Genomic DNA, 16,356 nt, shown 5'->3' on the forward strand with positions numbered 1-16,356 from the left:
GGCCGGCCGACGGCGCCGAAGTCCGTCGAACCATCGACATCATCGGTCCTGAACGGCCGTTTCGCCGCACGGGGGTGGCGGGAAGGAGCGCGCGGTGCGTTGCAAAGGCAGCGACCAGGGAGGACGCTGGCCGGTCGGCATCTGGTTCGCGCTGGTGGGGATGAGCGCGGGGACCGTGGGGTCCTTCTCGCTGATCGGGTGGACCTTCGCCCAGGGCCTCTACGACGGCGAGAGCGGCGCCGAGCCGCTGGAGTTCGACCCCGGGACGGTGGTCATCGAGGCCGAGGAGCCGCCCGTGGACGAACCGGAGGACGAGGGCCTCGCGGGCGGCGACGACGGCCTGGACGGCCTCACCGAGCCCGGGCGCGAACCGGACACCGCGGCGAGCCCGGCCGAGCCCCGGACCGGTCGCGTGGAAGAGACCGCCGAGGCCCCCGAGGAGGTCCCGGAAGCGCCCGTGGAGGAGTCCCGCGAGGAGCGCCACGAGGCCGAGGCGACCGAACCGCCGCACCTGGTCCCCGTGGACGAGGACGAGGACGACGGCGACTGCGGCCACGACGAAGCGGAGCACGGCCCGGACGGCCGTCACGGCGACGGATCGACCGACGAGTCGGACGGCGGCCGAGGCGACGAACCGACCGAAGACCCGGACGGCGCCCCTGCCGGGGGTCACGTCCGGCACGAGGACCCGTACCTCAGCCGGCTGTTCGGGGAGATCGAGACGGAGATCGACATCGATCTGGATCTCGACCTCCTCGACTGACCCGGCCGGGCCGTCGCCGCGCGGCTCGATCGCACCGCAGCTCAACGCCCACTCCGGGCTCGCCCGGGCCCCCGTTCGCCCCTGCGGGACAAGCCGACAGGTACTCGCCCGAAGGGGTGAGTTGTGGGGAAGAGCACGTCGTAGCCGTAACCTGCATATGCGGATTGCCGTTACCCCTATCGAGAGCGCGTCGCAGAGTGACCAGCGCACACGGATTTCTGTGGGGTACAAGCACATGGTGGACCTTTTCTCCCGCACGATGCTCGCCTGTTCGGCCGAGGCGGGCCTGACCACGACGGCCCTGTCCCGGCACGTTCCCCTGCTGCGCCGCAACATCGGCTCGGGAGACCAGGTGTCCCTGCTGAGCCGCTGCGTGGGCTCCGACGGACTCGGCAGCGGCGACCACATCCTCATGCTCACCGGGGAGCGCATGGTCGTCACGAGGCAGTCGCGTCTGCTCGGCCGCGTCCGCCTGTGCCTGGACGCCCCGGTGGCCGCGATCGAGAACCTCCGCTGGTCGGCCGACCCGGCCGGACCGGGCGTCGAACTGAACTTCACCGTCCTGGAGGGACCGGACGCGACCGAGCCGCGCCGCTGGCACTTCTGGCTCCCGGCCAGCCACGCCAAGCGGGTCTGGCGGATCGACGCGCTCCTGGCGCGGGCCTTCCGCCGCCCGCGAGCGGACTCCTGGGCGGCGGGCGAATCGGGCCGCTCGGCGGCTTCGTCCGTGATCGCGGACCCCGTTCCGACCGAGCACACCGTGAAGCTGGTGCGGCCCGCGTTGGCGGACGTGATGCTGGCGGAAGCGGCGCTCCCGGTGGGCACCGCCCACCCGGCGAGCCCGCTGCCCGCCCCGGACCCCAGGCTCCGGGCGACGGTGTCCTCAGCCGACGGCACGGACCGCTCGGCGCCTTCGCCGAGCCCGTTCCCTTCGGCGGACCAGAAGGTCGCTGCGCCCGGTGCGGACTCGGCGATCAACGCCAACCGGCCGGGCCGCGTCCCGGTCCAGCCGACCGGTTTCCAGCCGACGGGTTTCGGAACGACGCTGGCCCCCGCCTGAGGCGGACGCCGACCGAGGTCCTCCAGCTCGACCGGAGGCGGTCCGCGAAGGCGGCACAGCGCCGCCGCGGCAGGGCGCGCTCCGTATGCACCGATGGTCGACGAGAGGGGCCGGTGCGCCAGCGAAGCTGGTGCACCGGCCCCTCGTTCGCCTTGCGCACCTTGAAGGTGCGGCGGTCTTATGGGTCGGCCGTCACCGGCGCAGTTCGGCGGTGCAGCACTTGACGGAGCCGCCGCCCTTCTTGAGTTCCGAGAGGTCGACGGGGACGGGTTCGTATCCCGCGTCGCGGAGCTTGCGGGCCATGCCGGTGGCTTCGGCGTTGATGACGACGTTGCGGCCGTCGGAGACGAAGTTGAGGCCGAAACCGGCCGCGTCCTCGGCGTCGGCGATCACGGCGTCGGGGAAGAGGCGCTCGAGCAGCAGGCGGGTGCCGGGGGCGAAGGCGCCGGGGTAGTAGGCGATGCGCTCGTCGTCGAGGGGCGCGAGCGCGGTGTCGAGGTGGTAGTAGCGGGGGTCGACCAGGCGCAGTGAAACGACGGGGCGGCCGAACACGTCGGCGGCCTCGGCGTGGGCGCGGGCGTCGGTGCGGAAGCCCCAGCCGGCGAGGATGAGGCCGCGGCCGGGCAGGTAGGTGAAGTCGCCTTCGCCTTCGTTGATGTGCTCGGGCTTGGCGAAGGTCCAACCGGAGGTGCGGTACCACTTCTCGTGGGCGTCGGCCTCCGGGCGGCGTTCGGGGTGGCGGAAGCTCGCGCCGTAGGCGATGCCGTCGACGACGAAGGCGCCGTTGGCGGCGTAGACCATGTCGGGGAGGCCGGGTTCGGGCTCGATACGGATGACGTCGTGGCCGAGGGCGGTGTAGACGTCGACCAGCTCGTCCCACTGGGCGCAGGCGAGTGCGGCGTCGACGGGCGCGGTCGTGTCCATCCAAGGGTTGATGGCGTACTCGACCGCGTAGTAGGCGGGGCGGCACATGAGGTACGTGCGGCGGCCGGGCGACCGGGTCGCGGGCGCCGCGGCAGGTGAAGAACGGTGTTTCTCCATGGCGCGAGTTTAGACACTCGGAGTCCCCTCAGCCGCATCCGCGGGCCCCCGACACCCGCGAGTGTGACCAACCCGCCTCACCAGCGGAGACGAACGGGCGCCGGCCACGGACCGAAGGGCGGATCGGCGTGCTCAGCCGGGGGCGTTTCGCCCCCGGCTGAGCACAGCGAACCGAAGCGGCCCGGCGGCTCGGCGGTGGCTCCCGGGCGGATCGGACCCGCCCGGGAGGCGCTCATTCGACCGCTACCGGGCCTGCCCTGGAGGCCGCTCGGGCCGGGCCGAAGACGGCCGGGACCCCTGCGGGCGTCTCGTTCACGTGGACCGTCACCTCCAGACCGCTGACCTCGCATCCTTGGAACTCGGTCGACGAGCGCTCGGCCATCGCCTGCGCCGCCCCGCAAGCCGCCTCCTCGCCGAACAGGACCTTCGCGGCACCCGCCAGCGCGGCGGCGTCGGCCGCCCCTTGAGCCCGGTGCCGGGCGGCGCCGGCTTGACCGACGGCGGTGAAGGCCACCGCCGACACCACCAACGCCGCCGCCACACCGGCCGCCAGGACCGTCGCCGATCCCCGTTCCTTCCCGTCCTTCGCGCAGCCGGTGACGCGATCGCCCTGCTGCGGTCGCATCAGGTCAGCCCCGGTTCCATCGGGGCGGCGGCCTCCGCGGAGACGGCCATCGGCGGCGTCAACGGGCCCAGCGGCCGCACCGGAGCGGTGACCACCGCCCGCACCACCGTGCCGTCGCCCGACACCGCGACCGACGCCCCGTCGGGCAGGTAGACGGCGGCGACCGCCTGCGGGTCCTCGCCTCTGGCCGCCGCGATCGCGGCGCTGTTGGCCGCGTCGATCGCGCGGACCTTCATCCCCACCGCCGACACCGCCCACAGACCGAGCGCCAGCACCGCCACTACGGCGGGCAGTGCCGCCGCCATCTCCGCGGTGACGAACCCGCTCTCGCGTCCCCTCCTCGCGCCGGCCGTGCTTCGGGCGCTTCGAGCAGGTGGCCCCGTCTCGGCGCACTCCTCGGATTCCCCGGATGCGGAGACTCGGGTCGTTCCGCCGCGACGGTCGGTTCGGGCGCCCGGTCTCGCCGGCCTCGGTGCTCCGGGTTTTCGGCCCCGATGTTTCGGGCGGCGACCTGGTGGCACCGCTGCGTTCGGTTCGGTTCCCCGATCGCGAGCCCGCGGTCCCACGCCGGAAGGCGGCGGGTCCGGCAGGGTCGGTCGGGGCGGCGCGCAGTTCGACGCCGTCACGACAGCGCCCGTTCGATCAGGGAGGACAGCGCGCTCTGGACCGGACCCGAGGTGAGCACCTTCAGCAGCACGCCCGCGAAGGCGACGGCGGCGAGCGTGCCGACCGCATATTCCGCAGTGCTCATGCCGCTCTCGCCGCGCAGCTTCGCGGCGAACCGATCGCCCCAGCCGGGCTTGGTGACGCCCTGCATGCGGCCCGGGCTCCACTCGTCCTCGGCCCGGGAGCTCGGATTCGGGCGATGGTTCGTCGGCATCGGATCGTCGTCGACGACCGTCGGCGGGCCCGCGGTGATCGGGGTTCGGCTCCGGTTCGACCCGGGCGACCAGGGTTCGGCCGTTCGCGCTTCCCGAACGGCGTCGGTGCCTTCGGCTTCCCGCTCGGGGACCGGGCTGGTTCGGTTCGTCGACGTGCTGCGCTCGTCTTCGGGTGCGGGTGTGCGGCACCGTTTGTCTTCGCATGCGGGTCGCGGGCATGCGCCGCCGGGTTCGCCAGTGGGCTTCCATCGGCTTTCGGGCCGGCAGGCGGCCTGATGCGGGCCGGGCCGGAAAGGCGCCGGGCGGGAGTCGCCGGTTCGGCCTCGCCGGGTCGGCGGTGCCGTGGCGGTGTGGGTGTTCGCGCTCATCGCGGTGTCCTCTCTTCGGTTGTCGGGCAGTGCGGTCACATGCCGGAGGCCAGGGTGTCGGCGACGATGCCGAGCACGACCGGGCCGATGCCGGCGATCACGAACGCGGGCAGGAAGCACAGGCACAGCGGCCCGACCAGGGCCACCGCCGCGCGTCCGGCGCGTTCTTCGGTTCGAGTGCGGAGTTCGGTGCGGAGTGAGGCCGCGAGTTGTTCGAGCCCTCCGGCGATGGCGGCCCCGGAATCGCCGGAGCGATCGAGCTGGCGGGCCAGCCGCTCGGCTCCGGGAAGCCGCCCCAGTTCCGGCAGCGCCTCCGAGGCATTCGCACCCAGGTGGATCGCTCCGGCGAAGCGGTTCAGGCGTTCGCCGATCTCCGGGTCGTCTGCCGCGGCCACGGCGAACGCCGCTTGGGTGAACGGCGCTCCGGCTCGCATGCAGGCGGCGAGCAGGTCGAGCGTCCAGGGCCAGGCCGGACCCAGGCGCTCGGCGGCAGCCCGTTCGACGCGGTCCGGATCGGACCGCAGGAGTCGCGCCACCAGCCACCAGGCGCCGAAGCCGGCCACGATGCCGATCACACCGCCGATGGCGACGGTGGTCGCGACACCCGCGAGCGGGCCGATGAGTTTGCGCAGCATCATGAGCTCCCCGCTGCGACGGACTGAATCAGCGCGCCGGTCCAGGCGAGCCCCGCGGCTTGGAGGCCCATCGCGGCCGCGGCCGCGGCGATCCCGGTCGGGCTTGCGAGCAGGAACGCGACGGCGTCCACACCGAGCGCTTCGCCGAGTGCGACTCCGGCGGCGGGCAGGGCGATGAGCAGTGCCGCCGTGGCCCGGATCGACGCAGTCTGCGCTTGCGCGCGGGAGGCGCACTGGTCGTCCTCGCGAAGGTGGTCGGCGAGCTTGCGGCAGAGGTCCGCGGCGGGTGCGCCGAGTTCGGCGGCGATCTTCAACGCGGCGCGGAGCCGTCGGGCGGTGGCGGTGGCTTCGGCCGGCCAGTCCGGGTCGGCCGCGGCGACGGCGCGGGCCGGGTCGGTGCCGGCGGCGAGATCCGCCGCGAGGTAGGCGACCGTGTCGGCGGCGGCCCGCCGGGCTTCGCGCCCGCGTTTGCGGCGCAGCGCGAGATGCCAGGCGGCGACCGCGGCGGCCGTGTAGACGGCGGCGAGGGCCGCGGCGGTGATCGCGCTGAGAGGCCCGAGCCCTCGGTGATGCCCGGCGAGCCAGGCCGCGAACGACGCGGTGACGAGCGCGGCGAGGGCTCCAGCAGCTTTGGGCCGGTGCGCGATGCAGGCGAGGACTATGGCGTTCATGCGGTGCCGCCTTTCGGTGGCCGGTCGGGATGGCGATGCAGCTGCGGCGGGAAGGACGGCTCGACGGCGAAGTCGATCCGCATCCGGACCGACGGCGGGCGGTCGTGCGCATTGGCGGCGGTGCGACTCGGCGGTCGGTCGGACGCCGAGCGAGCGAGGCGGGGACGGCGGACAGTGCGGAAGGTCCGGCCACAGCGGCGGCGCTCGGGCGGCGGGGCGAAGGTCGTGGCGGCGGTGGTCATGCGCGGTGCTCCCTCGATGGCGATCAGGCGATGGGCGGAATGGCGGGCGGCCGTCGGGCTCCTGACAGGTGTGGCCCGGCCGGCGGTATTCGGGTCGATTGCGGCTCGCCGCCATGCCAGGCGGCGGTTGCCGTACGGCGGTGACGGCCTCGACGGGACTGCTCGGTTCGGCCGCCGCGGCAAGCGGGCCGCGGCGGTCGCGGCGAGGCGGGCGATCGTGTCAGTGGAGGCCGCAGCGGGTCCGTCCATGCCGCCGGCGGCTGCGGATGGAGCCGATCAGCGCGAATGCCGTCCACAGTGGGTCTCTGGGACACGGTCGCCCCTGCGGACTCGGTGTCGTGGGCTCGGGCCTTGCTGCTCGCGTCGCGGCCGGAGTGCGGGTCGGAGGAGGAATTCGTGCTCGGCGCCGGGCCGGGCCGGTTGCGGTTCATGCGGTGCGCTCCCTGAGGAGGCGTTCCAGGATTCCCGCGCTCGGGCCCGGGCCGTGGCGGGTCCAGGCGGTCGAGACGGTGAGTCCTTCGGCGCGGGTCCGGCCCGTCTCGATGAGGGCGATCTCGGCGACCTGCCGGCCGGCGCCGGTTCGTCGCAAGTGGATGATGACCCGCAGCGCCGCGACCAGTTGGGCGTGGAGCCCGTCCCTCGGCAGGCCGTGCGGCAGCGCGAGGGCCTCGAGCCTCGCCGGGGCGTCGGCTGCGGCGTTGCAGTGCAGGGTGCCCGCGCCGCCCTCGTGGCCGGTGTTCAGGGCGCCGAGCAGTTCGATCACCTCCGCGCCGCGGCATTCCCCCACGACGATCCGGTCGGGTCGCATCCGCAGGGACTGCCGCACCAGTGCGGCCAGGTCGACCGCGCCCGCGCCTTCGATGTTCGCCGGGCGTGATTCGAGGGTGAGCGTGTGCGGATGGTCCGGTGCGAGTTCGGCCGCGTCCTCGACGATGACGATGCGTTCTTCCTTGGGCGCGTGCGAGAGCAGACTCGCCAGCAGCGTGGTCTTGCCGGTGCCGGTTCCGCCTGTCACGACGAAGGCCAGACGTGCTTTGACGATGCGCAGCAGCAGGTCCGCCATGTCCGCGGTGAGCGTGTCGGCTTCGACCAGCTGCGTGAGCGTGAACGCCCGGGACCGGTGGGTCCGGAAGGACAGGTACGGTCCCGAGGCGGCGATCGGCGACAGTACGGCGTGGAACCTGGTGCCGTCGGGCAGGCGCACGTCGGCGTACGGGCTGCCCGCGTCGAGGCGCCGTCCGGCCGCGGCGGCGAGCCTGCACGCGAGGGACCGGATCGCCTCGGCGTGTCCGATGCGGACCTCGCTCGGGCGCAGGCCTGCTCCGCGGTCGACCCAGACGCCTCCGGCGCCGTTGACGACCACGTCGGTGACCCGGGGGTCGTCCAGCAGCGGCTGGAGCGGGCCGGCCCCGATGAGGTCGTCGCTCAAGGCCGCCGAGAGCTGCAGGAGCGAGGACTGGTCGGGCGGGGCGGCTCCGGCCGCGCGCAGAGCCCGGACGATGTCCGCTTTGGCGGAGCCGCGCGCCCTGCCGCGCGCCGCGCCCGGCTTGGTCTGGGCGGCGAGTTGGCGACGGACCCTGTGGAGCAGATCGAGGTTCATCGCGCGGCGCCGGTCTGCTCGCGGCCGTCGCCGGTGCCGGTCAAGGCGAGGTCGCCCCGAGACCGGGGACGGCTGAGTTCGGTGGTCAGTTCGCGGATGCCGCGCCCGACCCGGCCCCGGGGGACTCGGCCTTGGCGCAGGAGGACCGGCAGTCGGCGGTCGCTGGGCACCGTGCCCCACACGGGTGGCTCGAACCAGTCGGCTTCGCGCGGGCCGTCCCAGCCGACGCCCGCCGGACGCGGGTCGGCCTCGCCGCGCAGGACCACGCCCAGGTGGGCGTTGTGGAGGCCGTAGGCGGCGGTGACGCTGCGTGCGGCTTCCCAGGAGCGCGTGCCGGGGCCGAGTGCGACCGCGATCGAGCGGGCGGCCGCGGCGGCCCGGACGGCCGCTTTGGTGCTGGTGCGCGGCAGGTCGACGACGACGAGATCGGCCGCGAGGCGGGCGGCGCGCAGGATCCGCTCGAACGCGTCCGCGTCCACTTCGGCCGGATTGCGCGGGTCCGGGCCGAGCACGTGCAGCCCGCTTCGCTGCGGGAGCCCGGCGAGCAGCCGTTCGGGCTCGAGCGTGCCGGTGGCGTTCGCGAGCGAGGGCCAGCGCCAGCCCGCCTGCGCGGCGAGGCCGGCGGCGGTGTCGATGCCGCCGCCGGTGTGGTCGAGGTCGATGAGGACGGTTGCGCGGCCGTCGCGGGCGGCGTCCGTGGCCGCGGCGAGGGCCAGTGTGGAGGCGCCCGCGCCGCCGTGCCCGGCGACGGTGGCGAGGACCGGTGCGGGCTCGGTGTCGCGGGCGGTGCGGGTGAACAGGTCGGCGAGGAAGTCGTCCGCGTCGGGCAGGGCGATCACGCCGGTGGCCTGCATTTGAATGGCCATGGGCCACAGCAGCGACGTGTCGTCGGCGTCGGTGCCGAGCCACGACATGGTGGTGCACAGGAGCAGGTGTGCTCGGGTGGGGAAGTCGCAGGCGATGCACTCGGGTGCGAGGTCGGGTCCGACGAGGACGAGGGGCGCGGTCTGCCAGCGGCCGGCGGCGTCGAGGGGGTGGCGGACGCGGCGCAGCGGATGGTCGGCCGCGGCGGCGAGCGGGGTGATCATCTCGGCGAGGCGGTCGTCGGCGGTGACGAGGAGGGATTCGGCCGCGGCGGCGGCGGTGATCGTGGTGCGGTCGAGGGTCGCGGCCATTGCTGCTCCTACGTTCAGTCAGGTTCACGTGTCTTTCTGTAACCATGACCGGTGGCCGAGGAGGTCGGCAAGGGCTGATTTTCCGCCTGTGGATAACTTCCGGATGATCCGGTGATTTCGGACAGCGTCACGAGGCGAGGCGTCTCGCGCTCGCGTCGGCATTGTGGACGACTCGGCGCGCCGTCTGCGAGTGCCGCTCGTACACGACGAGGGACCGTCCCCTCGGGACGATCCCTCTGCCAGGTCGCTTCGCGCTATTCGGGGCGGATGCCCCAGACGCCGAACCAGGCTTCGCTGGGCGCCAGTTCGATCAGGTCCTCGCCGGTGGCGAGGGCGTTCGGCGGGCAGGTGGTCGGCTCGATCGCGACCGAACCGCGCTTGCGGTCGCCTTCGAGGCCGTCCGCGGTGTAGATGTGGACCCAGCCGAAGGACTCGTCCATCCACACGGTCACGGCCTGGCCCGAGACCGGGTCGGCCAGCCGCACTTCGGCCGTCCCGTCGGAGCCGCGCTTGAGGCCGCCGTAGCAGTCGTCGATGATCTGGTCCTTGAGCACGGTGGGCTCGTCGAAGTCGGCCGGGCCGGAGCCGACCGGGATGCTCTGCTTGTCGAGCTTGAGCTTCTTGGCGGCCGGGACGTGGAGGGTGGCCTCGTCGATCCGCTCGAGGGAACCGGGGAGGAGGTAGGAGTGGGAGCCCATCCCGAACGGGGCGGTCTTCCTGCCGAGGTTGGACACGGTGTGGGCCGCTCGCAGGCCTCCCGGCCCGATCGACCAGCGGGTGCGCAGTTGCAGCGTCCAGGGGTAGCCCAGGCGCGCGGGCAGGCGGCATTCGAGGGTGACGGAGGTGTCGGTCTGGTCGACGGCGGTCCACTCGGCCCAGGCGACGAAGCCGTGGAGCGCGGTGTTGGTCTCGATCTCGTTGACCGGGAGCTGGTACTCGACGCCGTCGTACGCGTACTTGCCGTCGCGGGTGCGGTTCGGCCAGGGTGCCAGCACGTGGCCGGACCAGCCGGGCGCGAGCTCCTCGTCCCCGTAGGACATCACGACCGGACGGCCGCGGTAGGAGTAGGAGCGCACGCCACCGCCGACAGCGACGATGGTGGCCTCGTGGTCGTTGTAGGCGATCACCCATTGCTCGCCGGACAGCGCCATAGGGGTTACCTCCATGTCGTTATCGATGGGCGGGATGTGCTTTGACGTTAGCTCATGTCTCATGACCTGCGGCACGCGTATGGATGTGGGCGAGATCGCAGGAAACCGTCGAAACCCACAAGATCCGTTATCGAAACCCTCCCATAGAAAGCGTCAAAGCGGGGCAAATACCTATGCTCACGTTGCTTGTCTCATATTTTGCGCCGCATCCGTACCGCTATTCAGGATCACCCTCGCCCCGTGGCCACTTCCGCCGGGGACCGGCGTGAGGCACCATTTCCAGATAGCTACGAACCGTCGCCTCCCGGAAGCCCCCGGTCGGCAACCACAGGGACAACACACTCAGGAGTACAACGATGTCTGAGTTCAAGCCCGGCCTCGAAGGCGTCATCGCCTTCGAAACCGAGATCGCCGAGCCTGACAAAGAGGGTGGATCGCTCCGCTACCGCGGGGTCGATATCCAGGACCTGGTCGGCCAGAGCACCTACGGCGACGTATGGGGCCTCCTCGTCGACGGGAAGTTCGGGAACGGCCTGCCGGCCGCCGAGCCCGTGCCCGTGCCCGTCTCCTCCGGCGACACCCGCGTCGACGCCCAGGCCGCGGTCGCCATGCTCGCCCCCTACTGGGGCCTACGGCCGCTGCTCGACATCGACGACGAGACCGCCCGGGACGATCTCGCCCGCGTCTCGGTCACCACGCTGTCGTTCATCGCCCAGTCCGCCCGCGGTTCCGGCCGGCCCGCCGTGCCGCAGGCGGAGATCGACAAGGCCACCACCATCACCGAGCGCTTCATGCGCCGCTGGCGGGGCGAGCCCGACCCCGCCCACGTCAAGGCCGTCGACACGTACCTCATGTCGGCCGCCGAGCACGGCATGAACGCCTCCACCTTCACCTCCCGCGTGGTCGCCTCCACCGGCGCCGACGCCGCCGCCGCGATCTCCTCCGGCATCGGCGCGCTCTCCGGCCCGCTCCACGGCGGCGCCCCCTCGCGCGTGCTCCACATGATCGAGGGCGTCGAGAAGTCCGGCGACGCCGAGGGCTACGTCAAGAACCTCCTCGACTCCGGTGAGCGCCTCATGGGCTTCGGCCACCGCGTCTACCGGGCCGAGGACCCGCGCTCGCGCGTGCTCCGCGCGGCCGCCAAGGAGCTGGGCGCCCCCCGCTACGAGGTCGCCGAGGCCCTGGAGACGGCCGCCCTGGCCGAGCTCAAGGCCCGCAAGCCCGACCGCGTGCTCGCCACCAACGTCGAGTTCTGGTCCGCGGTGCTCCTCGACTTCGCCGAGGTCCCCGCCGACCTGTTCACCCCGATCTTCACCTGCGCCCGCGTGGCCGGCTGGAGCGCCCACATCCTCGAGCAGAAGAAGCTCGGCCGGATCGTGCGCCCCTCCGCCACGTACGTGGGCCCGGGCCCTCGCAAGCCCGAAGAGGTCGAGGGCTGGCGCTAGCGCCGCCCGCCACCGAGCCGTCGCAGCGGCCCGCGCCGCCCTACGGGGTGATGCGGGCCGCTTCGCGTGTCGGCCTCGCATAGGCGCGTACGGGATAGGATCGAACGGCACCCACACCACCCGAACGGGACACCTCCATGCCTTCCCCCCGGCCTGCCCTGCGCCGCCGCGACCTCCTGGTCGGCGGCATGGCCGGGCTGGCCGTCACCGCCGGGGCCGCCGAATGCGCCTGGTCGCTGCGCGAAGCCTCCGGTGACAGCGCCTTCCCCGAGCCCGCCCGCACCGGCCCGGTCCACATGCAGATCGTCGCCCACCCCGACGACTGCCTCTACTTCATCAACCCGCGCGTCGCCCGCGTCCTCGGCGAGGGCGCCGGCGTCTGCACGGTCGTCCTCACCGCCGGGGAGGCCGACGGGCGCAACACCTGGGACAGGGCCGCGCCCACCGACTTCGCCGGGTACGCCGCCGCCCGCGACAACGGCCTGCGCCGCGCCTACGCCCAGATCGCCCTCGGCGACCCCGACGCCCCCTGGGACCGGCACCTCGCGCCGCTGGAGTCGGGCCAGGAGGTCGAACTCTGCGTCCTGCGCGACAAGCCCGAGGTGCACCTCGTGTTCTGCTCGCTGTGGACGAACCTCGGACGCCTCACCGGCCAGTTCACGCGCCTCCTGGCCCTGTGGGAAGGCCGTCTCGACGTCTCGCTGGTCCTGCCGCCGACCGGCTCGCCGCTCTCGCCGGAGTCGACCGTGGACCGCGCCACGGTCCAGGCGACGCTCCTCGAACTCCTCGACCGCTACCGCCCCGTCGTGGTCAACACCCTCGACCCCGACCCGGACCCGGTCGTCGGCGCGCGGCTGGGCGCCGAGCAGACCGGCTACTCCGACCACATCGACCACACCGCCGCCGCGCTCTTCGCGTGGGAGGCCGTCCAGGCCTGGGGCGGGGCCCGCACCGTCGAGGCCTGGCGCGGCTACTACAACCGCCGCTGGCCCGCCAATCTCGGCGAGGCCGACCTCCACGCCAAGGGCCGGGCCATGGACGTCTACTCCTGGTCCGACGGCGCCGACTGCGGCCGTTCGAGCGACTGCGGCGACCGCCTCATCTCCGGTCCCGGCGCCGGGACCACCTACGGCCGCGCCACGCACCCGCGCTACACCGAGGCCGTCGTGACCGCCGAGGTCGACGACCGGATCCGGCCGATCGCGGTGCGCAGCAGCAAGGTCCGCGTGCTCGGCGACGACGGCTGGCACGACCTCGGCGGGCCCGAAGTCCTGCCGTCCCTCGCCCGCGCGGGGACCCGGTTGTACGCGTTCAGCGCCCTGCACGCCCACGACCCGGCCGCTCATGTCCGCGACCTCCACTGCTACGACCTGGTCTCCGGCCAGTGGCAGCTGCTGGGCAACCCCGCCGGGATCGGCGAGGGCGCCCGCACGGTCGGCCAGGCCGCCGCCGCCGACGACGGCCGCCTCTCGCTGGCGTGCGTCCGCGATCCCGACGGCGGCCTCGCGGTGCGGGTCCGGCCCCACGGCGGCCGGTGGACCGACTGGACCCGCCTCGAAGGCCCGCCCGTCCACGAGGCTCCCGCCGCGCTCGCCGCGGACGGGGCCTTCACGATCGTGGCCGCCACCCCTGACAACGTGGCGGCCTGGGAAGGCGACGGCAGCGTCTGGGCCCACCGCAGCCTCGACCTGCCCGGACCCGAGGACCAGCCGTATCTGCCCGCCGGAGCGGTGACGGCGGTGCGGGCCCCGGACGGGCGGATCGTGATCGCCTCCCGCGCGGCGGGCGGCAGCGACGTGGTGATCCACTTCGGACTCGGTGAGACGTGGACGGGCACGCGCGTGCCGCTCGAGGGCGGCCTGCTCGCGCCGACGCTCGCGATCGGCCCCGCGGCCGGGACCGAGGCGGGCGGCGCGCTCGCCGTGGTCTGCGACGACGGCACCGGCGCCCCGGCGATGCTCGTGCTCGACCTGGCCGAATTGGACCACGCGGCCGAGAGCGGCGGCTTCGCGCTGCTGTCGCGGCCGTGGACGCGCGGCGACATCACCGTGGTCAAGCGCCCGGCGGCCGCGTTCGACCCCGACGGGACCCTGCGGCTGTGGGCCGTCGCGGCCGACGGTGAACTGTGGACGGCTACTGCGGAACCGGGCGGCGATCCGCCCGCGGGCTGGGAGCCCGCGGCCTAGACCGTGTTTGAGAATCGAGGAAGCCTCCGGTTGAATCTGTTGTGCTGCAACAAGGTTCACCCGGAGGCTTCAATTGTCGAGCGTAACAGCACGTAAAGACCTCACCGATGGTCAGTGGGCGCGGCTGCGACGCTGGTTTCCGTCGCCGGCCGGCTCGGCGGACCAGCCACCCGAGGCGGCGCTCGAAGCGGTCGAGCTTTTTCGCGTTTCGAATTGAACGGAACCTCCGCCCCGCCTTGTCCGGGTCCGCCCTGCGCGGCAGGCCGGACGAGACGGGGCGAAGCGTTATTTTTTCACTCGGTAGGTGAGGCAGGCGAACTGGCCGATCGCCTTGGTCTCGACCAGCTCGAGGCGGTCGGCGAGGAGGCGGCGGGGGAGCAGCGGCGCCCCCGCGCCGAGGAAGACCGGCGCCAGTGAGAGCACGATCTCGTCCAGGAGCCCGGCGTCGGCGAACTTGCCGACCAGTTCACCGCCGCCCATGATCCACCGGTTGCGTTCGCCCGCGGCGGCGGCCATCTCGGCGTGGACCGATGCGACGTCGCCCGACGCGAAGCGGATGTCGGCCCCGGGCACCGCCGGCAGGTCCCGGCTCGTGAAGACCCAGGTCGGCATCGTGTACTCCCACTTCTCGGGGTGCTCGAGCGCCTGCTCGTGTTCGAGGATCCACTCGTAGGTCGTGGATCCCATGCACAGGGCCCCCACGCCGGCGAAGAACTCGCCCATCTCGTCCAGGGGCGTCTCCTCGCCTTCACCGACCTCCTCAGGGTGTCCTCCGGGAACGGCGAACAGCCATTCCAGCGAGTTGCCGGGGTCCGCGATGAACCCGTCGATGCTGGTCGCGGTGTTGTATACGGTTTTCGCCATCCGGACAGCCAATCACGGGCCTCCGACACTCCGCGCCGCATTGCCCGCCACCGCTGTTCGAAAGCTCGCCGCACTCCGGCCGCCCGCCCGCCTCGTAGGCCGCCGGCGCCCGGGAAGTCCAGGATCGGGAACACGGCGCCGGACACCGCGACCGCGCCGCGCACCTGCCGCGCCCGGTTCGCCGAAGGCGTCAACCACCGGATCGCGGGCGTGTCCCGGCGGGTCTTCGCAAATCGGGCATTGTGAGCGCCCCCCGATTCGATCGTGCCCGAGCGGTATGACATCGCCTCGCACGACCGCGCGGCGTCCCAGTCGGCGGCCGGGCCGGACCCGCGCGGTGACCGGCCACCTGCGCGGGTTTACAGTGTCGCGCAGGACCGACGAGAACGGAGCCGACAGTGACCGACCCGATCACCATCCCCGCAGAGCTGCTGCCCGCCGACGGGCGCTTCGGCGCCGGCCCCTCCAAGGTGCCGTCCGCGGCGATGAGCGCACTGGCCGGTCTGGGCGGGTCCGTCATGGGCACCTCCCACCGCCAGAAGGCGGTCAAGTCCCAGGTCGGGCGCCTGCGGGCCGGTCTGGCCGAGTTCTTCGGCCTGCCCGACGGCTACGAGGTCGTCCTCGGCGTCGGCGGCGCCACCGCGTTCTGGGAGGTCGCCGTGTTCGGCCTCATCGAGGACCGGGCGCAGGCCGCCAGCTTCGGCGAGTTCGGCTCGAAGTTCGCCAAGGCGATCAAGATCGCTCCGCACCTGGGCGAGCCGACCATCGTCACCGCCGAACCGGGCACGGCCGCGCACCTGTCCCGCGAGGAGGGCGTGGACGCCTACGCCACCCCGCACAACGAGACCTCCACCGGCGTGGCCGTCGAGGTCAAGCGGGTCGCCCACGAGGGCGCGCTCATGCTCCACGACGCGACCTCCGCCGCCGCGGGCCTCGCGGTCGACCTCAACGAGACCGACTGCTACTACTTCGCGCCGCAGAAGGGCCTGGCCTCCGACGGCGGGCTGTGGATCGCGATCATGAGCCCCGCCGCGATCGAGCGGGCCGAGCGGATCGCCGCCTCCGGCCGCTACATCCCGGCGTTCCTGGATCTGAAGACCGCGATCGACAACTCGCGCAAGGAACAGACGTACAACACCCCCGCGGTGGCGACCGTGGTGCTCGCGGCCGAGCAGGTGGACGCGCTCAACGCCGCGGGCGGCCTGGACGCCGCGGCCAAGCGCTGCGCCGAGTCGGCCGGGGCCCTGTACTCCTGGGCCGAGTCGCGCGACTTCGCCGTCCCGTTCGTGACCGACCCGGCCCTGCGCTCGAACGTGGTCGCCACGATCGACTTCGAGGGCGTGGACGCCGCCGAGATCGCGAAGGCGCTGCGCGCCAACGGGGTCGTCGACACCGAGCCGTACCGCAAGCTGGGCCGCAACCAGCTGCGCATCGCCACGTACCCGGCGGTGGACCCCTCGGACGCGGCCAAGCTGACCGAGGCGATCGACTTCGTGGTCGAACGCCTGCGGTAGCCCGCCTCCTTCCGGGGTTCGGCCGCCGGGCGATGCGCTACCCGCATACCGCACCGCCCAGCTGGAGGAACCGTACCGGCGACCACCGACAGTTTCCGCGCTGAACGTCGAAAGGGCCGGACCCCACCGGGTCCG

General features: G+C 73.1%; 16 protein-coding genes. 5 read left to right on the top strand and 11 right to left on the bottom strand.

What is annotated here, in order from left to right; genetic code table 11:
• Positions 1-94 precede the first annotated feature (94 nt).
• Positions 95-763, top strand: a complete 669-nt coding sequence (locus K3N28_RS16805) for a hypothetical protein (protein WP_228093773.1) — start codon at positions 95-97, stop codon at positions 761-763.
• Positions 764-998: 235 nt separating this feature from the next.
• Positions 999-1,823 (top strand): hypothetical protein, encoded by an 825-nt coding sequence (locus tag K3N28_RS16810; protein ID WP_228093775.1) that lies wholly within the window; start codon positions 999-1,001, stop codon positions 1,821-1,823.
• Between the two features lie 192 nt (positions 1,824-2,015).
• Here K3N28_RS16810 and ddaH read toward each other — a convergent pair whose 3' ends face one another.
• The 10 genes from ddaH to K3N28_RS16860 all read right to left on the bottom strand — a co-directional run bounded on the left by ddaH (position 2,016) and on the right by K3N28_RS16860 (position 10,227).
• Positions 2,016-2,864: a dimethylargininase gene (gene ddaH / locus K3N28_RS16815; protein ID WP_228093782.1), complete on the bottom strand. Its 849-nt coding sequence runs from the start codon at positions 2,862-2,864 to the stop codon at positions 2,016-2,018.
• 232 nt (positions 2,865-3,096) lie between these two features.
• The gene (locus K3N28_RS16820) at positions 3,097-3,489 is read right to left on the bottom strand and encodes an Rv3654c family TadE-like protein (RefSeq protein ID WP_228093785.1); all 393 of its coding nucleotides are present in this window, start codon (positions 3,487-3,489) and stop codon (positions 3,097-3,099) included.
• Complete coding sequence (locus tag K3N28_RS23270) at positions 3,489-3,794, bottom strand: TadE family type IV pilus minor pilin (protein WP_255640284.1); 306 nt, start codon at positions 3,792-3,794, stop codon at positions 3,489-3,491. The genes K3N28_RS16820 and K3N28_RS23270 overlap by 1 nt, the downstream gene beginning before the upstream one ends.
• A 317-nt stretch (positions 3,795-4,111) precedes the next feature.
• Positions 4,112-4,306 carry a DUF4244 domain-containing protein gene (locus K3N28_RS16830; RefSeq protein ID WP_374209810.1) on the bottom strand — a complete coding sequence of 65 codons (195 nt, stop codon included), beginning with the start codon at positions 4,304-4,306 and terminating at the stop codon, positions 4,112-4,114.
• A gap of 467 nt (positions 4,307-4,773) precedes the next feature.
• Positions 4,774-5,376 carry a type II secretion system F family protein gene (locus K3N28_RS16835; protein ID WP_228093789.1) on the bottom strand — a complete coding sequence of 201 codons (603 nt, stop codon included), beginning with the start codon at positions 5,374-5,376 and terminating at the stop codon, positions 4,774-4,776.
• Positions 5,373-6,044 carry a type II secretion system F family protein gene (locus K3N28_RS16840; protein ID WP_228093790.1) on the bottom strand — a complete coding sequence of 224 codons (672 nt, stop codon included), beginning with the start codon at positions 6,042-6,044 and terminating at the stop codon, positions 5,373-5,375. Before K3N28_RS16840 ends, K3N28_RS16835 begins: the two co-directional genes overlap by 4 nt.
• On the bottom strand, positions 6,041-6,286 hold the full coding sequence (locus K3N28_RS16845) for a hypothetical protein (protein ID WP_228093793.1): 246 nt from the start codon (positions 6,284-6,286) through the stop codon (positions 6,041-6,043). The genes K3N28_RS16840 and K3N28_RS16845 overlap by 4 nt, the downstream gene beginning before the upstream one ends.
• Before the next feature lie 427 nt (positions 6,287-6,713).
• Complete coding sequence (locus K3N28_RS16850; protein ID WP_228093798.1) at positions 6,714-7,886, bottom strand: TadA family conjugal transfer-associated ATPase; 1,173 nt, start codon at positions 7,884-7,886, stop codon at positions 6,714-6,716.
• Positions 7,883-9,061, bottom strand: a complete 1,179-nt coding sequence (ssd, locus tag K3N28_RS16855) for a septum site-determining protein Ssd (RefSeq protein WP_228093799.1) — start codon at positions 9,059-9,061, stop codon at positions 7,883-7,885. Before ssd ends, K3N28_RS16850 begins: the two co-directional genes overlap by 4 nt.
• Before the next feature lie 254 nt (positions 9,062-9,315).
• Entirely contained in the window at positions 9,316-10,227 is a 912-nt protein-coding gene (locus tag K3N28_RS16860; RefSeq protein ID WP_228093800.1) for an aldose 1-epimerase family protein, read from the bottom strand.
• 341 nt (positions 10,228-10,568) lie between these two features.
• Here K3N28_RS16860 and K3N28_RS16865 point away from each other — a divergent pair, with 341 nt between their 5' ends.
• Together K3N28_RS16865 and K3N28_RS16870 are read left to right on the top strand one after the other, a co-directional pair.
• Positions 10,569-11,657: a citrate synthase 2 gene (locus K3N28_RS16865; RefSeq protein ID WP_228093801.1), complete on the top strand. Its 1,089-nt coding sequence runs from the start codon at positions 10,569-10,571 to the stop codon at positions 11,655-11,657.
• A 137-nt stretch (positions 11,658-11,794) separates the two neighbouring features.
• The gene (locus tag K3N28_RS16870; RefSeq protein ID WP_228093802.1) at positions 11,795-13,843 is read left to right on the top strand and encodes a PIG-L family deacetylase; all 2,049 of its coding nucleotides are present in this window, start codon (positions 11,795-11,797) and stop codon (positions 13,841-13,843) included.
• Between the two features lie 285 nt (positions 13,844-14,128).
• Here K3N28_RS16870 and K3N28_RS16875 read toward each other — a convergent pair whose 3' ends face one another.
• Positions 14,129-14,707 (bottom strand): dihydrofolate reductase family protein, encoded by a 579-nt coding sequence (locus K3N28_RS16875; protein ID WP_228093804.1) that lies wholly within the window; start codon positions 14,705-14,707, stop codon positions 14,129-14,131.
• A gap of 398 nt (positions 14,708-15,105) precedes the next feature.
• On the opposite strand from K3N28_RS16875, the gene serC reads away from it, so the two are divergent.
• On the top strand, positions 15,106-16,221 hold the full coding sequence (serC, locus tag K3N28_RS16880) for a phosphoserine transaminase (protein WP_228093806.1): 1,116 nt from the start codon (positions 15,106-15,108) through the stop codon (positions 16,219-16,221).
• Positions 16,222-16,356: the final 135 nt, after the last annotated feature.

Source organism: Glycomyces sp. TRM65418 (genome assembly GCF_019710475.1).
Lineage (GTDB): Bacteria > Actinomycetota > Actinomycetes > Mycobacteriales > Micromonosporaceae > Glycomyces.